Annotated in this window: 22 protein-coding genes and 1 tRNA gene; 7 read left to right on the forward strand and 16 right to left on the reverse strand. The window is 67.0% G+C overall.

Translation table 11 applies throughout. The annotated features are described in order from the left end of the window. Positions 1–136: 136 nt before the first annotated feature. Positions 137–209: transfer RNA gene (locus tag OG698_RS29600), tRNA-Arg, on the reverse strand. A 277-nt stretch (positions 210–486) separates the two neighbouring features. On the opposite strand from OG698_RS29600, the gene OG698_RS29605 reads away from it, so the two are divergent. The 4 genes from OG698_RS29605 to OG698_RS29620 all read left to right on the forward strand — a co-directional run bounded on the left by OG698_RS29605 (position 487) and on the right by OG698_RS29620 (position 6587). Beyond that, complete coding sequence (locus tag OG698_RS29605; RefSeq protein WP_406106615.1) at positions 487–2136, forward strand: dynamin family protein; 1650 nt, start codon at positions 487–489, stop codon at positions 2134–2136. After that, positions 2133–4082, forward strand: a complete 1950-nt coding sequence (locus OG698_RS29610; protein WP_406106616.1) for a GTPase — start codon at positions 2133–2135, stop codon at positions 4080–4082. The genes OG698_RS29605 and OG698_RS29610 overlap by 4 nt, the downstream gene beginning before the upstream one ends. Before the next feature lie 198 nt (positions 4083–4280). Continuing rightward, positions 4281–4850 (forward strand): single-stranded DNA-binding protein, encoded by a 570-nt coding sequence (locus OG698_RS29615; RefSeq protein WP_406106617.1) that lies wholly within the window; start codon positions 4281–4283, stop codon positions 4848–4850. A gap of 321 nt (positions 4851–5171) precedes the next feature. Continuing rightward, positions 5172–6587, forward strand: a complete 1416-nt coding sequence (locus OG698_RS29620) for a Cys-Gln thioester bond-forming surface protein (RefSeq protein ID WP_406106619.1) — start codon at positions 5172–5174, stop codon at positions 6585–6587. Between the two features lie 210 nt (positions 6588–6797). Here OG698_RS29620 and OG698_RS29625 read toward each other — a convergent pair whose 3' ends face one another. The 11 genes from OG698_RS29625 to OG698_RS29675 all read right to left on the reverse strand — a co-directional run bounded on the left by OG698_RS29625 (position 6798) and on the right by OG698_RS29675 (position 14081). Further along, on the reverse strand, positions 6798–8060 hold the full coding sequence (locus OG698_RS29625) for a tyrosine-type recombinase/integrase (protein WP_406106620.1): 1263 nt from the start codon (positions 8058–8060) through the stop codon (positions 6798–6800). After that, complete coding sequence (locus tag OG698_RS29630) at positions 8060–8260, reverse strand: helix-turn-helix domain-containing protein (RefSeq protein ID WP_393701838.1); 201 nt, start codon at positions 8258–8260, stop codon at positions 8060–8062. The genes OG698_RS29625 and OG698_RS29630 overlap by 1 nt, the downstream gene beginning before the upstream one ends. A gap of 2 nt (positions 8261–8262) precedes the next feature. Next, entirely contained in the window at positions 8263–9636 is a 1374-nt protein-coding gene (repSA, locus tag OG698_RS29635; RefSeq protein ID WP_406111361.1) for a replication initiator protein RepSA, read from the reverse strand. 133 nt (positions 9637–9769) lie between these two features. After that, the gene (locus tag OG698_RS29640) at positions 9770–10084 is read right to left on the reverse strand and encodes a SpdD-like protein (RefSeq protein WP_406111363.1); all 315 of its coding nucleotides are present in this window, start codon (positions 10082–10084) and stop codon (positions 9770–9772) included. A 29-nt stretch (positions 10085–10113) separates the two neighbouring features. Next, positions 10114–10269: a hypothetical protein gene (locus tag OG698_RS29645; RefSeq protein ID WP_227295273.1), complete on the reverse strand. Its 156-nt coding sequence runs from the start codon at positions 10267–10269 to the stop codon at positions 10114–10116. A gap of 10 nt (positions 10270–10279) precedes the next feature. Then, a complete protein-coding gene (locus OG698_RS29650) occupies positions 10280–10471 on the reverse strand; it encodes a mobile element transfer protein (protein WP_406106622.1) in 192 nt (63 codons plus the stop codon). 18 nt (positions 10472–10489) lie between these two features. Then, complete coding sequence (locus tag OG698_RS29655; RefSeq protein WP_406106623.1) at positions 10490–11167, reverse strand: DUF2637 domain-containing protein; 678 nt, start codon at positions 11165–11167, stop codon at positions 10490–10492. A 3-nt stretch (positions 11168–11170) separates the two neighbouring features. Next, positions 11171–11356 (reverse strand): hypothetical protein, encoded by a 186-nt coding sequence (locus tag OG698_RS29660; RefSeq protein WP_406106624.1) that lies wholly within the window; start codon positions 11354–11356, stop codon positions 11171–11173. 79 nt (positions 11357–11435) lie between these two features. Beyond that, positions 11436–12803 (reverse strand): FtsK/SpoIIIE domain-containing protein, encoded by a 1368-nt coding sequence (locus tag OG698_RS29665; RefSeq protein WP_406106625.1) that lies wholly within the window; start codon positions 12801–12803, stop codon positions 11436–11438. Between the two features lie 2 nt (positions 12804–12805). Further along, positions 12806–13162 (reverse strand): hypothetical protein, encoded by a 357-nt coding sequence (locus tag OG698_RS29670; RefSeq protein ID WP_406106626.1) that lies wholly within the window; start codon positions 13160–13162, stop codon positions 12806–12808. A 139-nt stretch (positions 13163–13301) separates the two neighbouring features. Continuing rightward, the gene (locus OG698_RS29675) at positions 13302–14081 is read right to left on the reverse strand and encodes a GntR family transcriptional regulator (protein ID WP_406106628.1); all 780 of its coding nucleotides are present in this window, start codon (positions 14079–14081) and stop codon (positions 13302–13304) included. A gap of 18 nt (positions 14082–14099) precedes the next feature. On the opposite strand from OG698_RS29675, the gene OG698_RS29680 reads away from it, so the two are divergent. Next, positions 14100–14567 (forward strand): NUDIX hydrolase, encoded by a 468-nt coding sequence (locus OG698_RS29680; protein ID WP_406106629.1) that lies wholly within the window; start codon positions 14100–14102, stop codon positions 14565–14567. A 480-nt stretch (positions 14568–15047) separates the two neighbouring features. Here the strand turns inward: OG698_RS29680 and OG698_RS29685 are convergent, their stop codons facing one another. Together OG698_RS29685 and OG698_RS29690 are read right to left on the reverse strand one after the other, a co-directional pair. Continuing rightward, positions 15048–15413, reverse strand: a complete 366-nt coding sequence (locus tag OG698_RS29685; protein ID WP_406106631.1) for a hypothetical protein — start codon at positions 15411–15413, stop codon at positions 15048–15050. Positions 15414–15887: 474 nt separating this feature from the next. Continuing rightward, positions 15888–16193, reverse strand: a complete 306-nt coding sequence (locus tag OG698_RS29690) for a hypothetical protein (protein ID WP_406106632.1) — start codon at positions 16191–16193, stop codon at positions 15888–15890. Positions 16194–16501: 308 nt separating this feature from the next. Here OG698_RS29690 and OG698_RS29695 point away from each other — a divergent pair, with 308 nt between their 5' ends. Next, positions 16502–16870 (forward strand): restriction endonuclease, encoded by a 369-nt coding sequence (locus OG698_RS29695; RefSeq protein WP_406106634.1) that lies wholly within the window; start codon positions 16502–16504, stop codon positions 16868–16870. Positions 16871–16956: 86 nt separating this feature from the next. Then, entirely contained in the window at positions 16957–17958 is a 1002-nt protein-coding gene (locus tag OG698_RS29700; protein ID WP_406106636.1) for a hypothetical protein, read from the forward strand. A 1526-nt stretch (positions 17959–19484) separates the two neighbouring features. Here the strand turns inward: OG698_RS29700 and OG698_RS29705 are convergent. Together OG698_RS29705 and OG698_RS29710 are read right to left on the reverse strand one after the other, a co-directional pair. Beyond that, the gene (locus tag OG698_RS29705) at positions 19485–20414 is read right to left on the reverse strand and encodes a hypothetical protein (RefSeq protein ID WP_406106637.1); all 930 of its coding nucleotides are present in this window, start codon (positions 20412–20414) and stop codon (positions 19485–19487) included. 586 nt (positions 20415–21000) lie between these two features. Further along, the gene (locus OG698_RS29710) at positions 21001–21684 is read right to left on the reverse strand and encodes a hypothetical protein (protein WP_406106639.1); all 684 of its coding nucleotides are present in this window, start codon (positions 21682–21684) and stop codon (positions 21001–21003) included. Positions 21685–22051 lie beyond the last annotated feature (367 nt).

Genomic DNA, 22051 nt, shown 5'->3' on the forward strand with positions numbered 1-22051 from the left:
GCGGCACACCTGTGGCGGCTTGAAGTGGCCGGGGATCTCCCCAGTCCCGATCTCCGGGGGCGAGGCTTCTGCGTGTCGCGCCCGGTGCGCCCCCTGCGCAGCAGAAAGGCCCTACCGAAGTAGGGCCTCAGAGAGGCGCCCCCGGCAGGACTCGAACCTGCGGCCAAGCGCTTAGAAGGCGCCTGCTCTATCCACTGAGCTACGGGGGCCGGTGTGTGGCCGGTGGCTCGGGACGGATGTGGGGGAGATCCGTGACCTTGCCGGGACCAAGGATAGGGCTCCCGGATCCCTGTCCCTGCTGCTTCGCCTCCGTGGCACGATGTGGAGGTTCGGTGAAGCGGTCCTGATAATCGCAGGCAGGTACGAATCTTGCACCGCTTTTGGCGTCTCACGCCCCGGGTGTTGTGCACTCGTTATGCCTGCGCCCCAGTCGTCCCTTCCGTCCCATGGACCGGATGGGCCGCATCGGCGCGCAGAGACGTCCATATGCTTCAGAAAGCCGCCAAAATTGGGCATTCTTCGCATGTGGTGACCTTGGACGTACGGCCTCAGTTGCTCGACGCACTCTCCGCGCTGCGCGACCGCGTCGCCGCCGCGCGCTTTCCCCTCCCTCTCCCGGAAGCGCCGCGTGCGCGTGCCAACCGGGTGGAGCTCCTCGCGCAGCTCGACGACTATCTCGTGCCCCGGCTGAAAGATCCCGAAGCCCCGTTGCTCGCCGTCATCGGCGGGTCGACCGGGGCCGGGAAGTCGACCCTCGTCAATTCCCTCGTCGGGCGGAAGGTCAGCGAGGCCGGTGTGCTGCGGCCCACGACCCGTACCCCCGTACTCGTGTGCCACCCCGAGGACCACCGCTGGTTCTCCGGCGCCCGCGTCCTGCCCGACCTCACCCGCGTCTGGACGCCCCGCCGCCCCGACGACATCGAGCTCGGCGCCGCCGCCCCCGCCGACGACGAACACGTCCTGCGTGTCGAGACCTCCGGCAACCTGCCCCGCGGGCTCGCCCTCCTCGACGCGCCCGACGTCGACTCCCTCGTCGCCCGCAACCGCGTACTCGCCGCCCAGCTGATCAGCGCCGCCGACGTCTGGATCATGGTCACCACCGCCTCCCGCTACGCCGACGCCGTGCCCTGGCACCTGCTGCGCAGCGCCAAGGAGAACAACGCGACCCTCGTCACCGTCCTCGACCGCGTGCCGCACCAGATGGTCGCCGAGGTCTCCCGCCAGTACGGGGCCCTGCTCGCCAAGGCCGGACTCGGCGACGTACCGCGTTTCACCGTCCCCGAACTGCCCGAGTCCACCGGCGGCGGGGGCCTCCTGCCGGCCACCGCCGTCGCCCCGTTGCGCGCCTGGCTCAGCCACCGCGTCCAGGACCCCACCGCCCGCTGCACCGCCATCGCCCGCACCGCCAACGGAGTCATCGACTCCCTCCGGGTCCGCACCCCCGGACTCGCGGGGGCGGTCGCCTCCCAGTACGCCGCCGCCCTGCGCCTCACCGCCACCGTCGACGAGACGTACGCGAGGGAGCACGCGCGCGTGCTCACCCGGCTCCAGAGCGGCGGTGTGCTCGCTGGGGACGCCCTCAAGCGGTGGCGCAGCTACCCCCTCGACTGCGCGCCGGTCGAACTGCTCGACGCGCTCACCGAGAGCCTCGGCGCGCTCCTCCTGTGCGCCGTCACCGCCGCCGACGAACGCATCGACGAGGCCTGGCACCGCGACCCCGCGGGCGCCGCGGACGGACTCGCCGACCGCGACCCCGACCTGGAGACCGCGGAGCACCGCATCGGTATGGCCGTACGCCGCTGGCGCCGCATGCTCGAGGAGTACGCGGAGGAACAGGTACGCATCCTCGACACCACTCCGCCGCCCGACACCGAACTCGTCGCCGCCCTCCTTGCCACCGCACTCCTCGGCGGGAACCGCGCCCGCAGCGCCGGCGAGAGCCTCGCCGAACGCATCGGTGCCCAAGGGGCCCTGCGCCTGCGCGACCGGGGCGGGCGGCTGCTCACCGAATACCTGGACAAGGTGCTCGCCGTGGAGCGCGACCGCAGGCTCGCGCCGCTCGACGCACTCGACGTACATCCCGAGTCCCAGGCCGAACTGATCGCCGCGCTGTCCGTACTGCAGAAGGAGAGGTGACCGCGGTGACCGCCGTCACGGATCACACGGACCACACCGAGCACGCCGAGCACGCCGAGCGCACCGGGCACACCGAGCGCACCGGGCACGCGGAGCGCACCGGGCACGCCGGGCACGCCGAGCGCACCGAGCACGCCGAGCGCACCGAGCACGCCGGGCGCACCGAGCACGCCGGGCGCACCGAGCGCACCGAGCACGCCGATGGCACGGAACCGGCCGGGCGCGTGGATCCGCCCCGGGAGGACGTGGACGGCTCCGGCGGCGGCGCCTGGGACGACGGGCTCATCGCCCGGCGCGTCGCGGACTCCGGTGTCTTCGACGTGGAGGCCATGCCCGACTCGTACGCCCACGAGGACGAGCTCCAGGGCGCCGACGCGGTGCTCGTCGAGCGCCTCGACGCGCTGCGCGAACTCGTCGGGCTCTCCCGGGCCCGCGTCGACGGCGCGGCCCTCGCCGAGGCGGGCCACGTGCTCGACGAGGCGGCCGCCCGGCGCAGGCTCTCCGTCCGGCACACCGTCGTCGCCATCGCGGGCGCCACCGGCAGCGGCAAGTCGACTCTCTTCAACGCCCTCGCGGGCGTGCCCCTGTCCGAGACGGGACTGCGCAGGCCCACCACCTCCGCACCCATCGCGTGCAGTTGGACGGACGGCGCCGCGGGGCTCCTCGACCGGCTCGGGATCCCCGGCCGGCTGCGCCGCCGCCCGCTCCAGGGCCAGGGTCCCAAGGACGTGGACGCGCCGCTCAAGGGGCTTGTCCTGGTGGACCTGCCCGACCATGACTCGGCGGCCGTCGAGCACCGTCAGCAGGTCGACCGGATCCTCGCGCTCGTCGATGCCGTCATCTGGGTGGTCGACCCCGAGAAGTACGCCGACGCGATGCTGCACGAGCGCTATCTGCGGCCCCTCGCCGGCCACGCGGAGGTCACCTTCGTCGTTCTCAACCAGGTGGACCGGCTGCCCGGCGAGGCCGCCGACCTCGTACTCGACGATCTGCGGCGCCTCCTCGACGAGGACGGGATCGCGCTCGGCGAGCACGGCGAACCGGGCGCGACCGTACTCTCCCTTTCCGCGCTCACCGGCGACGGCGTCGATGAACTGCGCGAGTCCCTGGACCAGTTCACGCGCGAACAAGGCGCCGCCGCCCGCCGGATCGCGGCCGACATCGACGCTGCGGCGCTGCGGCTGCGGCCCGTCTACGCGACCGGACGCAAGAGCGGGCTCAGCGAGGACGCCCGCGAGGAGTTCACCGACCGGCTCGCCGACGCCGTGGGCGCCGAGGCCGCGGGACAGGCGGCCGAACGCGCCTGGCGCCGCAACGCCAACAAGGCGTGCGGCACCCCCTGGCTGCGGCTCTGGCGCTGGTACGAGTCCCAGCGCAGCCCGAGCGACACGCTGACGGTCAGGCCCTTGCCCTCCGACGACGAGGCGACGGCGCGCCAGCGCGTGGAGCACGCGGTGCGCATCGTGGGCGAGCGGGCGTCGGCGGGGCTGCCGGGGCCGTGGGGGCAGGCGGTGCGGGAGGCGGCGACGCGGGGGGCCGAGGGGCTCCCGGAGGCGCTCGACGACCTGGCGGTCTCGGCGGGGTCGCCGCCGCCTCGGCTGCCGAGGCCCGGCTGGTGGCCGGTCGCGGTCCTCGCACAGGTCTCCATGACGATCATTCAGGTCATCGGCGGGCTGTGGCTGTTGGGGCAGATCATCGGGGTTCTCGATCCGAATCTCGGAGTCCCGGTGCTGCTGATGCTGTGCGGCATCATCGGCGGACCGTGTGTGGAGTGGTCGTGCCGGATGGCGGCCAAGGGACCGGCGCGGCGCTACGGGCTCGACGCGGAACGGCGCCTTCGGGAGGCGGCGGCGGGGTGCGGGCGAGCCCGCGTCCTCGATCCGGTGGCCGCCGAGCTGCTGAGGTACCGGGAGGTCCGGGAGCAGTACGTGAAGGTGACGGGGTGACCCCCCGCGGACGTGAGTCGCCACCTGGACGGGTGACGGGGAATTCCACAACTGGCCGGTAGAACACAGGCACCAGCGGGCTCGTCCCGGTACAGGCACTCTGAGATCGCGGCCCGGCACCGACCGGGAACGCGGTACGGACGAGGCCGTGCGGGACGGGCCCGCACGCGTCCGTGCGCAGGGGAGGGGTGGACCGACATGAGCGAGACGACGGTGACGGTCGTGGGGAACGTCGCGACGACGCCGGTGTACCGGGAGCTGCCGAAGGGGCCGGTGGCGCGGTTCCGGCTCGCGGCGACGGCCCGGCACTTCGACCGGGTGCGCAACGAGTGGGTGGACGGGCACACGAACTTCTTCACGGTGTGGGCGTGGGGCACGCTCGGCACGAACGTGCAGGGTTCGCTGTCCATCGGCGAACCGGTGCTGGTCCAGGGGAGGTTGCGGGTGCGGGACGAAGAGCGGGGCGGGCAGCACTGGACGTCGGCGGACATCCAGGCGTCGGCCGTCGGGCACGACCTGTCGCGCGGGACGACCGCGTTCCGGCGGAGCCGGCAGACCCGGCCGGGGCGTCAACCGGACGGCGACGAGCCGTCGTTCGAGATCGAGCCGCAAGGGGAGGGCGAACCTCAGCAGGGCGAGCAGGGCGAGCAGGGCGAGCAGGGCGAGCAGGGCCAGCAGGGCCAGCAGGACCAGCAGGACCAGCAGGACCAGCAGGACCAGCAGGACCAGCAACAGAGCGAACGGCGAGAACCGGCCGTCGTCGGCTGAAAGAAGTCGCTGAGCCCTCGGATCGCGGCTCGGCCCGAATGCGGCCCGAAGTGCGGCTTATCTGCGAATGAACACCGGTTCCGTGCCGTTGATTTGTCGATAACCCGGGGCTGTAATCATTAGCGGCGATAACGATTCCGAGTCGGATCGCCTCGTACCGCTCTGACCTGGGGACTGTGGTGCGCGGCTTCCTTAGGATGCCGGGCGTAGCCCACGGGGCCATTGATTCGGATGTCTGCTCAAGCGTCTGATTCACACATCGTTCTGTCGGCGGGACGTCACCCCCCTCGTGCCAATGTCTCCCGCCTGAAGGGGAATTCTGTGTTCTCTGCGGTATCTGTGTTGTCGGCGGTCACCCCACGCGGGCGGGGCGCCGCCCGCCTCGCCGCGGCGGCCCTGGTCTCCGGACTCGTGGCCACCGCCGCGATATCCGGCGCTGGTGCGGCCTCTGCGGACGAGGTCCCCCAGCAGCAGGGCGGCGCGACCGCCACGATCGGCGGGCTCAAGACCTACGGTCAGGCCGTCATCCACGACAACGGCAAGGACCAGCCCGTCTCCGCCGGACTGTTCGAGATGTCCGTCGACAACGGCGGCACGCTGCAGACGTACTGCATCGACATCCACAACCCGACCCAGCGGGACGCCAAGTACCAGGAGACCCCCTGGAGCGGCACGTCGCTGAACGGGAACGCGGACGCGGGCAAGATCCGCTGGATCCTGCAGAACTCCTACCCCCAGGTCAACGACCTCGCCGCGCTGGCCCGCAAGGCCGGCGCCGGCAGCCTCACCGAGAAGGACGCCGCGGCCGGCACCCAGGTCGCCATCTGGCGCTACTCGGACGGCGCGGACGTGGACGCGGTCAGCCCCGCGGCCGAGAAGCTCGCCGACTACCTGCAGAAGAGCGCCCAGCCCCTCGCCGAGCCGAAGGCCTCGCTGAACCTGGAGCCCTCCGCCGTCTCCGGCCGCGCCGGTGACCGGCTCGGCCCGGTCACGGTCCGTACGAACGCCGACAGCGTGAGCGTGACGCCGCCCGCCGACGCGGCCGCCAGCGGGGTCAAGGTCGTCGACAAGGACGGCAAGCCCGTGACGTCCGCCGCCGACGGCGGGCAGCTGTTCTTCGACGTGCCCGAGGGCGCCGCCGACGGCACGGCCGCGCTGACGGTGCAGGCGTCGACGACCGTGCCGGTCGGCCGGGCCTTCGCCTCCGAGACCCGCAGCCAGACGCAGATCCTCGCCGGTTCCAGCGAGTCCACGGTCTCCGCGACCGCCACGGCGAACTGGGCGAAGAAGGGCGCGGCCCCCGCGTTGTCGGCGCAGAAGAACTGCGACAAGAGCGGCGTGGACATCACGGCGACCAACAAGGGTGACGAGGCGTTCAACTTCGAGCTGATGGGCCTTGAGCACACCATCGCGGCCGGCGCCTCGCAGACGGTGACGATCCCGTTGCAGGAGGACCAGGCGTACGACTTCACGATCAAGGGTCCGAACGGCTTCGAGAAGCGGTTCAAGGGCGTCCTCGACTGCAAGACCGAGAGCACCGCGGGCGGCAGTGAGCAGCCGTCGTCGCAGCCCAGCCCGGCCTCCGTGGGCGGCACCGGCACCAAGGCCGGCGACCTCGCCGAGACCGGCAGCTCGAACGCCACCCCGCTGATCGCGGGCATCGCCATCGCCCTCGTGGTGATCGGCGGCGGCGCGGTCTTCCTGGTCCGCAAGAAGAAGACCCCGACCCAGGACTGACCCCCACCACGCCTGACCCCGGCCCCGGCCCGCCTCCACGGCGGCCGGGGCCGTATGCGTTCCCGGCCGCACCCGGAGCGTCACGAAGAGTGACGCACACCACGCGGTTTCCCCCATGGGGTGGCGGTCAGGCAAGATGGGGTGTTACTTGCCGAACGAGGGCATGAAACAGCCCCTCACCAGCGGGTTTCCCGTCGATGAGGGGCCGTGTCAGGCGGCTTGGGCCGTCTCTGGGCCGTCATGGGCGTGACCGGCGGCCCGGTACATGGCGCTGATGGCTTTCCGGGTCCGGGTCTCGCTGCTCGGCATCAGGTGCGTGTACACGCGGAGCGTGAACCCCGGATCGCTGTGCCCGAGGTAGAGGCTCAGCGCCTTGATGTTCTCCCCGGCATCGAGGAGGACCGAGGCGTAGAAGTGCCGTAGGGCGTGCATGCCGTGTTCGCGGGCCGCCGCGTACCGCTGCCCTTTCTCGGGAACTGGGATGATCCCGGCGTGCGCCAGCGCGGGTTTCCACGATTGATCGTTGAACCCGTTGCTCCACAGTGCAGCGCCGATACCGCTCGTGAAGACGAGCCGATGCGTAACCCTCGGCCCGGTCGGCGTCAGCCAGGGCAAGGTCACTTCAACCGGCGGGAAGCGCTCCATGTGGCCGGCCAGCGCCGCCGACACCTCAGGGTCCAGCGGCACGTCACGGAGCTTGCCGCGCTTGGGCGGCGCGAAGACCAGCGAACCGCGGACCTTCTTGACCTGCTGCCGCACGTAGAGCCAGCCGAGATCACCGAGGTTGTCGACCGCCAGACCGAAGATCTCGCCTTGACGGAGTCCGCAACCCGCGCCGACATCCGCCACGGCCCGGTAGCGCTCAGGCAATCCGGTCCGCACGGCAAACACCTGCGAAGCCGACCATGGACGGACGCGTGTCGGCGCGGGACGCGGCGCCTTGACCGATCGAGCCCGACAGGGATTTGAGGCGAGCAGACGGTCATCTACGGCCGCCGTGAGCACGGAGGAGACCGCATCGAAGATCAGACGCCGGTACGAGGCTGACGTCACGGCATCTTCGAGCTGACGATTCCAGTCTCGGATGTGCTCCGGCTGGAACGAACCGATCGGGCGCGTTCCCAGGTAGGGCAGGGCATGAAGTCGTAGGCGGCCCTCGACTGCGGCCCGGCTAGTCAGGTCGGTGGTCAGTGCCGCGATCCATCGTTCGGTGTACTCGCGGAAGGTCGTCCGACCGGCACGCGGGTCGATGTACTGGCCGCGAGCCATGTCAGCCTCAATGTTCGTCAGCCACGCGTCGGCCAAGCGCTTCTGTTTGTCCGGGAAGCTCTTCGACTTCTCGGTGCCGTCCGGGCCGACGTAGCGGGCGCGGTAGCGGAGACCCATGCCGTACCGATCGCTCTTCACCTTGCGGGTCTTGCCGTCCGCTCCGGTCTCGACCTTGTACCAGCGGTCTTGGATGTGTCCGGCCATCAGGCGGCAGCCCCTTCCTGCAGGGATTCGACCCAGGTTCGGACGTCATCCGGGTCGTAGCGCAGGTGCCGGCCGACTCGGAAGCCGCGGGGACCGACGCGCTTGCGACGCCACTGGTAGACCGTTTCGACGCTGGGCAGGTCGAACATCTCCACCAGGTCGTCAGGCGTCAGGTAGCGGACGGGGAGCCGTGTTGCCATGGTCACCACTCCCTCTCGTCGGGGGCTGCTCGAAGTTCTTCCCGGGCGGTTTCGCGGTTGTGCTGGAGGTCTCGGGCGATGGTGGCGGCGAGGGCGGATTCGCCGGGTGTGTGGCCGTGGCCGGCGTATTGCCAGTCGGCCAGGACGAGGACGGTGTCCGGTTCGAAGTCGGGCGTGCCGAGCGCTTCGCGTTCTTGGGCGGCGCGGAAGTCGGCGCGGGCCTGGCGGAGTTCGCCGAGGGTGGTCGAGTAGCGGCGGGACTTGGAGGAGAAGTGGCCGCGGAAGCCGAGCATGTGGGCCCAGGCCCAGAGGCGGCGGTCCGGGTAGAGCGGGTCGAGGTGCTTGCAGGCTTCGATCAGGCGGCGGGCGTGGTCGGGGACCTGGTGGCGGTCGAGTTCGGAGAGTTCGCCGATGCGGCGGTCGAGGGTGCCCGTGTTCTCGGCGGCCTTGGTGGCGTATTTGGCGACGTAGGAGGCGACGGCCTGTTCAGTGATGTCGGAGCCGTCGCCGAAGGCCTTGACGGGGCGTACGTCGAGTTGCTTGCCCCAGCGGAAGGTGCGGGCCGGTTGGTCGTCGGCGGCCGGGACGGACACGGACGTGTAGCTGTGGGCTGCGGCTGCGTGGATCGCGTCGGTGAGGAGCGTGACCGTGGCCCAGGACGGCGGCGGGGTCTCGGGGCCTTCCGAGCCGTCGATGCGGATCACCGCGTGGAAGTGAAGGGCGCCGCGCTTCTGGAACTCGGCGACTTTTCCGTAAGAGAGGCGGGCCGACTCCTTCAGCTCCCGTTGGGAAAGGCCGGCGCGGGCCGCGATCTCGCGGCGTAGGCGGGTCGTGAAGCGCATCCACAGGTCGCCTGCGTGGTTGTTGAAGAGGACGGCGGCGGCGTAGTCATACGTCGCCGGGTCGAGGGCTGTGCCCAACGTTGAGGCGTCGGAGGCGTGGCGGGTGCCGCAGCGGCAGACGCCTCGGTCGGGGCGGTTGTGGACCGGGCCGAAGGAGGGGGCGGTGAGGGTGGTGAAGACGCGGGGGTGGTCGCGGACCGTGGAGGGGATGTCGCGGTCGTCGTCTCCGGCGAGGCCCGCGCGGATGAGGTGGTAGGTGTCACCCGCGTACGTCCAGGCGCAGGAGGGGCAACGGGAGGCGCGGCGGTTGCCGCAGGCGAGGCGGAGGCGGCTGCCGGGTTCGGTTTCGGTGGAGTAGTGGTGCAGCGTCTCGCCGGTGGTCTTGTCCTTGGTGAGGGTCCAGCCGGTGAGGTGGATGGGGTCGGAGCAGCCGCCGGTGCGGCGAATCTGGTCCTGCCAGCGGTCGAAGTCGGAGGCCGAAGCCACCCTCAGCAGGTCGCCGAGGGTGATCGGGTCGAGCAGGGCATCGGGCATGGGAGCCCTCTCGTGCCCGTGCGGAGAGCGGGTCCGGTGGGCCATGCTTGTGGTTCCTTCCGGTTCTTGGATCGGTGGGGGCACGGCTCCCGGGCGGTGGATGCTTGGCGGTATCAGGCCGCCCGGGGGCCGGTCAGCGGCGCTTGGTGTTGCTGTTCATGAGCGAGCGGATGACGAGCGCGGTGATGGCGGTCGATCCGGCGGTGATGGCGACCGCGAGGAGTAGCGAGACCAGGACGGCGCCGAGGACCAGGACGACGGTCGTGCCGCCGACGACGAGGGTGATCAGGCCGCCGGACGTGAGCTGAATCGTGGGGCGGGCCGAGGTCGGAGCCGGAGCGGTGGTCGTGGCCGGGGCGTGGCGCGTGATCGTTGTCGGCTCGACCACGGCTGGCGGGGTGACCTGACCGGTCGGGGCGGGCATGGCTGGGACGTTGGGGCGCAGCAGCATCGGAGCGTTCTCCCTTCGGTGTGCGGTTACTTGACGGCGGTGTCGATGGCCGGGGCCAGGAGGCTGTCGGCGAGGAGGTAGCCGCCGAGGAGCAGGAGGGCGACGAGCCACCAAGGCGGGCGGATGAGCTTGATGCCGACTACGCCGACGCAGGCGACGAAGAACCAGAGCGGGACGTCCATGGGTGTCTCCTCAGCGGACCTTGCAGCGGTGGGTGCGGGCGGCGAGCTGGGCGGCGGACTGGCTGGAGTAGTCCGAGGACCAGCCGCAGCGGTCGGCGGTGCACACGGCGGCGTGCTTGGTGTGGCCGTGGCGTTCGCGGTGGGTGCCGATCTGCACCGGGCCGATCTGCATCACCGAGTGGAAGTGGTCGTGAGCGGGCACGGTGGTTCTCCCTTCAGGTCAGGCGAGTTGGGCGGCGATGGCATCGGCCAGCTGGGGCGGGACACCGAGGCGGGACCGCAGGGTGTCGGTGTCGATTGCGGAACCGGTACGGGTCTGGTAGTCGTCGGCGACCTTGCGGGCGTGGGCGACGAGGGCTGCCGGGACGGCGGGGGCGGAATCCGCGGGTTCGGCGGCGGCCGGTAGGGCTGGGGCTTCCTCGCGGGCCGGGGTCTCGACGGCTTCCGGGGTGGGAGGAGTCGGCTCCTGGATCTCGGGTTCGGGGTGTGGGGCGGCCGTGGGTGCCGGCGGAACCGGCGCGGTCGGTGTCGGAGTGGTGGTGTGGGCGAGGAGCGTGCCGCCGAGGAAGGCGATCGCGGGCCATCCGGAGACTCCGATCCGGAGCCAGGCGGGCGGGTGCTGGATGTCGAGCAGTCCGGCGGTGGCGATGTTGGCGCCGAGCGAGGCGAACAGCGCGACGGCGAACCAGCACCAGGCGAGTCGGGAACGGCGGTCGGCGCGGAGTCGGCGCCAGGCGGCGACCAGGAGCAGGTCGACGCTGACCGGGTAGGCCCAGGCCTTCCAGCCGTCTTGTCCGGCAGCGGCGGCCAGGTCGTGGAGGTGGGCGAAGGAGAGGGCTCCGGCGATGACGGCCTGGACGAGGACGGCGTCCGGGCGGAGCACGGTGCGGGCCGCCATGGGTCAGTCCTCCGTGGGGTCGTCGCTGTCGCGGTACGGCATGGGTGGCAGGACCCCGATCGGGAGGGACAGGGCGAGCGCGGGGGCGAGGACCTGGACGAACGCGGCGTCGGTCTCGTAGCGCCGCTCGTAGAGGTCGAGCGCGCCGAGGAGGGCGGCTGTGCGGGCGAAGTCCTCGTTGGCGTCCATGGGTTGGCCTCCTGTTTTCGGCATGGGCGGGGTATGGAGCTGACGCGGGGCGGTCGCGCCGACCGTGGAGCGGAGGGGGTCAGGCCGTGACCGGGGCGGCCTTGGTGAGCGGCACGGTGGCCGGGGAGGACGCGGCGACGGCGGGCCGGAAGGCGGCGAGCGCGGGAAGGTCCGGGGCGCGGTCGGCGTGGGCGTTGCAGAGGTTCACGGCGTCGCGCAGCGAGGTGTGCGGGGCGCGGATGCGGGTCCAGCCGCCGGTCGAGTCACCGGCGACGGCGATGCCGGGGGTGTCGGGTGAGATCTGGATGGCGGCGATCACGGCGTCCGGGGAGATGTCTCCGAAGGCCATGTTGGCGCTGGTCTCGTCGTTGACGCGGTGGGCGGTGCGGCCGGTGAGCTGGGCGCGGAGCATGGTGATGCCCTTGCCGAGTTCAGAGCCGAAGCGCTGTCCGCAGATCTCCAGGTAGACGCCGGCCGCGCGGCCGAGCTGGGCGAGGCGGACCAGCGCGGTGATGATGCGGTCGCGGCGCTTCTCCTCGTCCCTGCTTGCGAAGAGGGCGAGTTCGGCGACCTCGTCGACCAGGACGACGACCGGGGTCGGGCGCAGGTCAGCGGGCAGGTCCCAGATGTCGGCGGCGATCTCCGCGTCCGGGACGCCGACGCTGACGCGCTGTTGGGCGCGTATGAGCTGGTAGACGTCGGCCATGTGGGCAACGAGCGCTTCGAGGAGGTCGAGCGCGGTATTCGGGTTGTCGGCCAGCGCCGAGAAGCGACGGGCGAGCGGGAAGAGTTCGACTCCCTGTTTGCAGTCGATGCCGACCAGGGCGACGTCGAGCGGGGCGAGGCCGCAGACGAGGTTGCGCTGGTAGACGGACTTGCCGGACTCGGTGGCGCCGAGGGTCAGGCCGTGCGGAACCGCGCGGTAGTCGCGGTAGTGGATCGCTCCGTCCTCGCGCAGGGCGACCGGGACGCGGAGCGGTGACGTGCTTCCGGAGGTGCTGGGGGCGGGCATTTGGACACGCTGGAGGACGTCGTAGCCGGTCATCCGCAACTCCACGACCCCGGAGCGGAGTTCACGAGAGCTGACACCGTGCATCCCGAAGGAGTGGCGGAGCCGGTCGGTGGCGGCGGAGAAGTCGAAGGCGTCCTGTCCGGGGCGGAGCTTGAGCCGTAAGACGAGGCCAGTCCGGGTGGGGCGTAGGCGCAGGATGCGCGGTGAACGCGACTCCGGAACCGGCCGGTTGGCCATCCGGGCGAATGCGAGGCGCCAGCGTGAAGGCGGGACCGTGAGCCCGCAGGCCTCCATCACAGAGGCATAGCGGACCAGGAGCCGCACCGACGCCAGTAAGGCGCCGAAGCAGAGCCAGTACCAGGCGGGGCGCCGCCACCGCAGAAGACCTGCGGCGACGGCCACCACCACGAGCATGATGACGAGGAACTCGCCCATGATCAGGCCACCTTGGCCTTGGCCGCACCGGCGATCAGTGAGGTGACGGCGACGGCACGGAAGGCGATGCCGTGCCGCTTCTGGCCGTTGAACTCGTTCTCCCACGGGCGGGCGATCAGGCCGGTGAGCGCGACCGGGGTGCCCATGGTCAGCTCGTCGGAGACGCCGGTCTCGGGGACGGTGACGGACAGGATCTCCACCTCGTCGTTGGCCGCGAACATCACGTCCACGGTCATCAACTTGCCGCCGGTCTCGGCATCCAGGGCGATCTCGCCGGTCCGGCGGTCCTTGATCTTGGTCTGCGGGGTCTTGGCGACCATCACGGTGGCGGTGGAGGTGTCGACGGGGATCTGACGCACAGCGGATCACTCCTATATAGAGGCTGGACTCCGTCACTCATGTACATGAGTGACATGAAGAAGAGTGCAACACTCCTATACATGAGTCAACCCGCCGCGACAGATAAGTCACGGCGGGCTGTGAGGAGTTGAGCGTGCGTCAGTCGGCTGCGGGGATCCGGTACTCGAAAACGAACTGGTCAGCGGCCATGAGGGTGTCGCACACCTCGACCACGCGACCTTCGGCCGTACGAGCCTCACGGATCAGGTGAACCACTGGCGCACCGGGGCTAAGCGCCAGTTCGGATGCCTCCGCCTTGGAGGCCGGCCGCGCTTGCAGCGTCTCGACGAACTCGGCGAACTCGTGCCCATGGTCTTCGAGTCGGGCGTAGATGCCGCCACCGCCGGGGTTCTCGGCGAACAGCTCGGGGATGTCCTTAACGACGTCCCACGGGAGGTAGGAGGAGGCAGTCTCGACCGGGGTGCCGTTGCGGAAGTAGAGGCGCCGACGCGCGAGGACCTGAGTGCCGGCCGAAACACCGAGGCGCTCGGCCGCATCCTCCGGGGCCTCCATGGGCCCGATGTAGAGCACGCTGACCTTTGCTGTTGCGCCGGACTGCGCGGACTCGGCGAGGTAGGCAGCCTTGCCGCCCTGGCGGTGCGCACGGCGGAAGCGATCCGAGGAGCGATGCCGCACCGGCGGCCGGTCCTTCACAATCGAGCCCTTGCCGTGCCGGGTCTCCACGAGCCCACTGGCCCGCACCTCGACCATGGCCTTACGAATCGTGCCGCCCGAGACCTCGTAGCGGTCGACCAGCTCCGACTCACTCGGCACCATGTCTCCGGGCTTGAGGACTCCGCCCCTGATCTGCTGAACGATGTCTTCAGCGATCTGCACGTACCGAGGTACGGCCCTCCCCTCTCCTGCTGCAGTTCCCATAGTCCTTCTCTTCCTCCTATGCTCCTGTACATGAGTAACAGCGCCAAGGAAGGCCAGTCAACGCCACTGCACTCCGTGTCCGTAGCCGGAGTGGTGGTCCGCGATGACGGCCGACTGCTGGCAATCCGCCGCGCGGACAATGGCACCTGGGAGCTCCCCGGCGGCGTACTCGAGCTCGACGAGACCCCGGAAGCAGGCGTACGCCGCGAGGTCTGGGAAGAAACGGGCATCCACGTCGAGGTTGACGAGCTGACCGGGGTCTACAAGAACACGACCCGAGGCATTGTGGCCCTGGTGTTCCGCTGCAAGCCCGCTGGCGGTGTCGAGCGAACGTCGAGTGAGTCGACGGCCGTTGAGTGGCTGACACCCGACGAGGTCACGCAGTACATGGCCGAGGTCTACTCGATCCGGCTCCTAGATGCCCTTGATGGTGCCGGCCCTCATGTGCGGAGCCATGACGGCAAGCGCCTGACCCCGGCGCGATAGAACTTTCCCTACTTCATCAAGGCCCGCGCACGGCGCGGGCGCGCGCCGCCTCTGCGGCGCGGCCTGCCTCCTGTCTTCGCCCCGGCTGGCCGCGCCCGGCGGCGCGCTGCGTGCATGCGGGCAAGGGCGGGATGTTCCTCGCGGGTCAAGAACGATGCCTCCGGCGGGGGATCGGCCGGCACCGGGTGGGAGGGGGCGCCGTTCCCGGCCGCGGGCACATCGTGGCGAGCGTGGGGGCTCCCATCCCGTCCACCGTCGACCCAGGCAGAGCCGAGCAGACGCGGCCCATGGCGTCCAGGTCGTTCGTACAGTGGCGCGCTCCACCTGGACGCCATGAACCACGCCCGCTCCACGGTGTGTGGGTCGACGGCGGACGGGATGGGAGCCGGGGTGAGTGGTGGGTAGAGACCAGCTTTCGGCGCACCTAATCTCACATTCGAACTTCAATGCAAAATGCCGATAGAGGCTTCCAGTATTCGATTACAGGAAGAGGATTAGGGCGACCACCACAATTAATAGAAGGAAAGGGCTAGCCACCGCCTTACGCAGTTCCCGTTCACCTTTCCCGGGGAACATAGGGTCGTCGCCCTCGTCAGTGAATTGGGCTGATGGAGCAGCGTCACTGGTCAGAATGCCACCTGCATCCCGAATCAGCGCCGCAGCCGCCTTCACGTCGCCCGATTCTTTTAGCATCTCATCTACTTTGGCCAACATCTCAGGTGATGAGACCGCCAACTTTCTTACGTTTCGCTTAGTCTCGTCGTCGATCGCTTCATTGTTGATGATCGTCTGAAATACGTTGCCATTATTGTGTTGAATGTACTGATCAATCGCCGTCTCGGCCACGGTCCCCTCCATCGCACTTAGTGTTGCTCGCCAGTGCGGGCGCATGGCCCAGGCTCAGGTGAAAAGATGAAGTGCACTCACCGTCGCTTCTGGATTGCCCGAGCGGGCCAGCCAGAATAAGCGCAATCAAGACGGCGGCGGCAGCCGAGACGGTGGCCACGCCGACCCGGGCAAATGGATTAAGAGCCTGGCCGATCGTCTTTACTAAGGTGGGCCATTTATGTGTGACCCATAGCACGAACACCACGCCAATTAGCGCGAACACGACAACTCTGTCTCGCACAAACGATCCGACATGCTCATCGGTGGATAGCCGTACTAGTCGCCCCAATAGCCATTCGAGGCTTGGTAACACATAAGGGAAATAGTGATTGATTAGGTCAACCCCAACCAATATAAAAAAGATGGCCAATATGGTGCCGAGTACATACTGGGCTATCCCAAGCCAACCTGTATTGCCGCCAGTCGGGAGTCTCACTTCTTACCGTCGCGGTAATTGTTCTGCGACACGGTCCCGTTGTTTGTTTCAATGAATTGTCCGTTGACGGTCACGCCGCCAGACCGTGCGCCACGAGGGGGCTGAGGCGCGTTGGCGGCGCCACCGTCCGGCTGCGACGAGCGCGGGGCGTTGGTGGTGCCGCCATCGTTCGTGTTGCTGGCAGGGGGCGAGGAGTCGGGCGCTCGGTTGTCAGTGGGGCGTGAACGTGTCCAGCGAGCGGTGATCACGGTACCGCCGACCACAGCCGCCCCTCCGATCAACGCGACAACGATTTCGACCATGGAGTCCCCCTGAGCGTCCGTGAAAGGTCGACAAAACTCTACCCAATAGAGGTAGTTGATGCCCTGGACATCCCGCAATGAGGCTGGACGGGCTGGCTAGCGAGAGTCCGACGGCCTGACAACCGCGACGCAAGACCGCAACGACTATGTGCGCCAGCGGGTCGTCACTGCAGGTGACAGGCAGGTCAAACCAAGGGCAGCGAGTGCATCGTGCACCCTTGCGGCCGATCGCCGTGGCGAGCCCCCATCCCTGGACCGGGCGCGAGCGCGATAGTTCTGGAAGCGCTGACCTGAGGTGGCGCGCCAGATTGCGGCGCTGCGCCGTCGCCGTCTGGCGTCTGATCGCACCGCGCACCGGTGCCTGCGACGTTACCCGCCCTAGCCGCGACGGCGTACGGGACGCCGTCGATCAGTACATCCTCGGGCCGGCGGCCAACACCATCACCATCGACTTCGCCCTCGAAGCCAAGTGCTACGCAGCCACCAACTCTGCAGGAGTCAGGGAAGTCTCCCGCCTCATCTCCCGCATACGCCACCGCAACTTCGGCGTCCTCATCACCACCTCCTACTTCCACAAACAGGTGCAGGAAGAGGTGCACGAAGACGGCCATCCCATCGCGCTCGTCTGCGGGAAGGACGTGGTGGACGTCCTCCGCCAGCACGGCCACACCACCTGATTGCGGTCCAGCGCTGGCTGGAGCAGAGCTTCCCCAAACTTCACATTCTATAAGCGGTACTGCTGGGCGGTAGCTATCATCTCGGCATGACGTCCTCTCGATTCAGGAATATCCTAAACGCGGCAAAAGAGTCTCCGGGCGATGCCGTCACGTTCCTCACGATCGCAGCAATTGCCGTGGTCACACTACTCGACATGTTTAATATTGTTTCTCTCGGCCAGGAATTCTTGTCTGCAGCGGCCATCGTAGTTTTGAGTTCATTTCTAGTAACGCTTCTAGCTAGCAAGAAGGCCGCTGTCGCACAAAAGGGAGCGCTGCAGAATGTCGTAACTGATCTAGGCGCTATCAAGCAAGATATTGAAATCCGAGGTGCGGGGGCTCATGTGATCGAGATCCCCCGGGAGGAAATCGGAAGGCGCCTTGATGAACTCCTGGAATCGGCAAGTTCATGGCACTTTCGCGGAGGCCTAGGGGGCTGGCAGCGAAGCACTGCCCTTCCTGCCCTAGCGAACGTAATGAATCAGGATATCTCGTACGTGATGCATATCCTAAACCCAGCCAACGAGGACTTGTGTAGTCGCTACGCTAATTATCGCGCGAGCGCGGGCCAACGGACCGGAACTACAGACCCCCAGAGTGTCCGTGACGAGCTGCTTGCACTTTTGTATGCAGCGGCCTGGTATCAGCAACGCACTCGTGTAAATCCTGAGATCTCATTCCTTTCTAATTACAGCCCGCTCCGCTACGACTTGAGCAACGCCGGACTGATTGTCACCGTACCGGACATGCAGGAGCGGGCCATTTACGCTCCGGCGGGGGGATGGTATTGCACTTCGGTCCGGGATGAGCTGGGACAAGCCGGCAAAGGGCTCCCTACTGTCGTACTGCCGTCCGACGAGGGCATGTTCCCGCATCAGTGGAGAGACGTCAGGGCACAGCACGTTATGGACGCGCTCGAAGCTGTACGAGTTCGACCCAGCAGAAGCTCAGATCAGCCAAGCCAACCCCTCCTAACCGGCTGGGCCGACAGCCAGAATCTCGATTTCGAGAAAATCGCGCAACTACCCTTCAAGGGGAGGTCAAATTAAAATGGACCCACTCCGGCATGCAGTCAATGTGATGCGATCAGGCTCAGAAGGTGAGCGTGTTTCGCTCGACGCTCGGGAGCTGCTTGGCTTTCTCGCCAATGGACCGGATAGCTTCAGTGCATTTCGACACCCTCTCGGATTTGTGCACGCCGAGCTCACCGGACTTGTTGGTGAAATGCCGAAGGGTGCACGGGTGCGCATGCATGTGTGGACGGAGTCCACTTCAGGCGGCGATGCACTCGGCCTAGTTCACGATCATATGTGGCACCTGGACAGTATGGTGCTAGCTGGCCAGCTGACTGATGTTGCAATTAGGGCAGTTCCTGACCCTCGTGGGACTCACGATGTAATTCGAGTATCGTACGGGGAGATAAATGACTTCACTTACGAAGGGAGAGCGCATCTACAAGAGGTCAATCGTCGCCACGTGACAGCCGGCCAGATTTATCGAATCCCATCCAGGTCAATTCATGAGACCCTAATTACCCAAGCACCTGTCGCCACACTACTCATTACGCAAGATGATTCTCTCGACGATCCTGGTCCGCTCATCTTCGCCCCTCATCCGGCTGAGCGCCTGGGGACGGCCACTCGGGAACCCGTTTCACCCAACGAAATTTCTGCGCTCTATAGGAGTGTGGCCGCCATTGGAGGAAAGCAATAATAGGCAGTATCGCCGAGGAGAAGCCTTATAGGCGCCTTCCAGCGATTGGGATACTGCGGGTGAGCTAGGCGGCTTGAGATATCAGCAGCTACGTCTTACGCGAGCGTTACGGCACGCGACGCGCCGCCAAAGCTATACACCCACCCGAGGTGCACTCCAGTGATGCCCTGCCTAACAACGGCCAGTTGGCAGGGCTCTCCTGAGCCGAACTGTGGTGGAGGGGGACGTCTGGAGGTGTCTTCCACTGCACCTCGCCGTGGATCGTGGATAACAAAGCCCGCACGGCGATTTCGTGCTTCTGCCGAACGCGGGTTGGCGGACAGCGGTACTCAGGGGTAGACCCGCAGGCGCCACAGACGGTGGACTGAGTCCGCTGTCTGTCAACCTCCCCCTTGCACTTCTGCTGATCCGTCTGGTGCCTCCCCGAGCACCTGTTGAGGCGCGGACTACCCGTGGACGAAATCCCCGGCGTCGACTCTCTACCAGCGGCTGACCAGCAGGAACGGTCGAAGCGCACGGGCCCTCCGGAGCTGTGACCCGGGGCGGTGGCGAGGTCCCGTTCGACAACGCTCGTTGGCGTCAGCGAGTGTCTCTACCAGGATTGGACAGCAGCAGGTCGACGCGTGGGCGGTGCCCGTAGGGGCGGTGATGAGGCCGTAGATAACCCGAACTCTCAAACTCATGGCCCTGGTTGCGGTCGGCGCTGTGTCTGAGCATTGCGGAATACCCTCGGTGCGGGCTCATGCTCTTCGTGAACTCACTGCGAGTGCGCGTTTCAGGTAGGAGAAACTTCTCAACTCGCCCGTCGATCAGAAGACCGGACAGAAGCAAACATCGATTTCGATCACGCGGGAGCCCAGGATCAGTAGATGGTATATCGGCCTTTTTGAAAGGGCAGAGGGGGGCACTCTGCAATCTTCCGCCAGGGGCGTCCGCCGCAGTCGGTGGCACTTTCAAGTGTCACGACGAAAATCTGTTCAGGATTGGCCGGGATTCCGCGAACCTCAAACTCTGATTTCCCGTTTCGGATCTCTTGGCGATACACCCCCTCCGCGTCTCGATACTCGGCTTCAAAAGCAAATCTGCAATCCTCGATACCGGAGGAAACTTCAGCATACAGCCCCCCGGGCGTTGCGCCGTTGCCTAGATCTATTTTTTTGTGTGAGAAATAAGGCTTACCCATGTACGGGCCCGGGGCTAGGGCAATAGGGGTTTCTGGCCTGGATAGGTTGAAATGCATTCCGTCGTAGGCGCCCCCACCTTCCAGTCGGACCAAGATCACCGTCTTCGCCGCGGCGGGGCTGCACTTCAGCTCCTTGGCCCGCAGGGCCGTGATCGCCAATCCTGCGGTCCTGTCGCTGAAGAAATCCATAAGCCAAGTCGTAGTGTACCCGTCGGACTCGGGTAGGCCGGGCATCTCCAGTCCTCGACCCTTGTGGGACGCTACGATTTTCTCAAGGTCCTTCGAATCTAGTGAGCCACTATTCCCTTTGAGTAAGAATTTCTTCTTTTCCGCCAGGGTTAGGGGTTGGTCCAAGATGTACGCGGAAGGGATCGCGTCTTTATCCTCACGGATGGATGATGTAAAAGCCGATCCTTCCCGGTCCACGCTGTCTTCGGCCTCCTTCGCGTGGCGGGTTGTCTGCTCGGCTGAAATGTAGTCGAGTCCATAAGAGAAAGCCCAGGCCGCAAGCGCAAGTAATAGAAGGGTCAGCAGAGTCCACAGCACCTTGCGTCTTCGCTGATCTGGTGAGATTTCCAGCGTTCCGGGAACTACTGCATCGATGATCACGTCCCGTCGACGCGGCGTATTCGCTGGTGGAACGGGTGAGGTAGGCGACGGCGTGGGTGACGGCGGCGCCGTTGAGGAGGGTGTCGAGGTGGACACCACCGTTGAACCAGTCGTAGTTGTGGTTGACGCAATGCTTGCGCTCTGTGGGGGCAAGTTTGCTGGGGTGGCTCCATCGCCTGAGGGTTGGCCTGCTGAAGCGTCCGAACTATGCATAATGCCCTCGCGAGTGGAGTGGCCGACGAACCGGGCGTACATGATGCATGAGGACGGTTGGTCGACTCAACGGCTACACAGTGAGGTGGATCGGTCACGGTGACCGTGTTCGCGTCATGGGCATGACGTGCTGGCGACGCTTTCTGGACTGCCACAGCCTTCAGGAGCGCACAGCAGGGGCACTCGCTGGACCGCTCCTTGGCGTTCATGAGCCGGCTGGCTAGGCGCCGCCCCTCCGTGGACCGACGGAGAACGGTAAGCCGTCGCCATGGTCCTGACCAGCTGGAAGACGTGGTATTCAAGCGCCCTCACGGAGCCGAGTGCTCATGGTCGGCCGGGTAGGTCTTTACCGGCGCGCACGCAATCGCCACGATCAGGGGTTCCGTTGGTGCGTCCAAATAGCGTGATCCAGCTCCCACGGCTTGCAACCCAGGCGTGCTGCTGCCTCAGTGAGCAGCCGGATCGCGTCAGACGAAGTCACCGTCCTTTGCAGCACCACTCGCAGCCATCCAAGAACCATGCGGTCCGGCTTGATCAGGCCGTCGTCTCCCAGGAGCATCCACAGGTAGGAGAGTCGCGCTCCGGAGCCGTGGCCGGCCACGCTCGCCATGGCTTGTTCCACGAGCTTCAGCCTGTTCGAGTCGACGAGTAGAGCGTTGGCGTTGGCGAGAGTTTCGATGCCGTTGGCGACCAGGATCTCGGCGTATCTGCGGGCGGCCTCCACCTTCAACGGAGCAGTCAGGTTTGCCCGTGTGCGCTGCTTGTTCTGCAAGACCTGTGCGGAGAAGGCCACTTCACCTTCGATCTGGACGTGCGTCACGAAGTCGCCGAGGGGTTGTTCGTCGAGGACCGGGAGATGCGCGCTGCTTACAAGCGGGTCTGATAGCCCTGCCCAGGTCACGTAGCGGTAGCAGGTTGGAACCGTGTGGCGCTCGTAGTGCGCGTTAATGGAGAAGACGGCGTCCAGGACGCACAGAGCGGTGTGGGCCCATCGTGGGCCTCGCGGCTCGATGGCAAGGTGCCCAGCACTGTCGGTGACGCGGCTTATCTCGTCCATCGATTCCCCCGGTGATGAAGCGGAGCGTCAGTGTTGCACGCGGCACTGACAGTGCTCCGAGGTTCGTTCGCATGCCGCGATTCGCTCGACACGCCTTGGATCCCTGTCGAATGCGTGTCGAGACTCCTCGCGAGTATTCGGTGGGCCAAACTGCCGCACAGGGCAGCACCCTGGTCACCGCAGAGCGCACCAGCCCCTTCTAAGCATTTGGTCGACGGCTTCCTTCGTCGACCGGAGGGCCAAAACAGCAGTGACGGAGAGCCCGGGCTGTTCCCGATGCTCTCCGTCGTCCGTGCGTGGGTTGGCTAGACGAATGCTGATGCCGGCAGTCTGGGGCCCTCATCGCCTCGTTCTGGGTCGGCGGAGT

Origin of the sequence: Streptomyces sp. NBC_01003 (genome assembly GCF_045162695.1) — a bacterium.
Taxonomy (GTDB): Bacteria; Actinomycetota; Actinomycetes; order Streptomycetales; family Streptomycetaceae; genus Streptomyces.

Bases quoted from the DNA above. Each gene is read 5' to 3' on its own strand.
- OG698_RS29645 (WP_227295273.1), bottom strand. From the start codon at position 10,269: ATGGACGTCCCGCTCTGGTTCTTCGTCGCCTGCGTCGGCGTAGTCGGC.
- OG698_RS29660 (WP_406106624.1), bottom strand. From the start codon at position 11,356: ATGGACGCCAACGAGGACTTCGCCCGCACAGCCGCCCTCCTCGGCGCG.
- OG698_RS29710 (WP_406106639.1), bottom strand. From the start codon at position 21,684: ATGGACGAGATAAGCCGCGTCACCGACAGTGCTGGGCACCTTGCCATC.
- OG698_RS29655 (WP_406106623.1), bottom strand. From the start codon at position 11,167: ATGGCGGCCCGCACCGTGCTCCGCCCGGACGCCGTCCTCGTCCAGGCC.
- OG698_RS29680 (WP_406106629.1), top strand. From the start codon at position 14,100: ATGCTCCTGTACATGAGTAACAGCGCCAAGGAAGGCCAGTCAACGCCA.
- OG698_RS29690 (WP_406106632.1), bottom strand. From the start codon at position 16,193: ATGGTCGAAATCGTTGTCGCGTTGATCGGAGGGGCGGCTGTGGTCGGC.
- OG698_RS29700 (WP_406106636.1), top strand. From the start codon at position 16,957: ATGACGTCCTCTCGATTCAGGAATATCCTAAACGCGGCAAAAGAGTCT.
- repSA (WP_406111361.1), bottom strand. From the start codon at position 9,636: ATGCCCGATGCCCTGCTCGACCCGATCACCCTCGGCGACCTGCTGAGG.
- OG698_RS29605 (WP_406106615.1), top strand. From the start codon at position 487: ATGCTTCAGAAAGCCGCCAAAATTGGGCATTCTTCGCATGTGGTGACC.
- OG698_RS29665 (WP_406106625.1), bottom strand. From the start codon at position 12,803: ATGGGCGAGTTCCTCGTCATCATGCTCGTGGTGGTGGCCGTCGCCGCA.
- OG698_RS29675 (WP_406106628.1), bottom strand. From the start codon at position 14,081: ATGGGAACTGCAGCAGGAGAGGGGAGGGCCGTACCTCGGTACGTGCAG.
- OG698_RS29625 (WP_406106620.1), bottom strand. From the start codon at position 8,060: ATGGCCGGACACATCCAAGACCGCTGGTACAAGGTCGAGACCGGAGCG.
- OG698_RS29615 (WP_406106617.1), top strand. From the start codon at position 4,281: ATGAGCGAGACGACGGTGACGGTCGTGGGGAACGTCGCGACGACGCCG.
- OG698_RS29630 (WP_393701838.1), bottom strand. From the start codon at position 8,260: ATGGCAACACGGCTCCCCGTCCGCTACCTGACGCCTGACGACCTGGTG.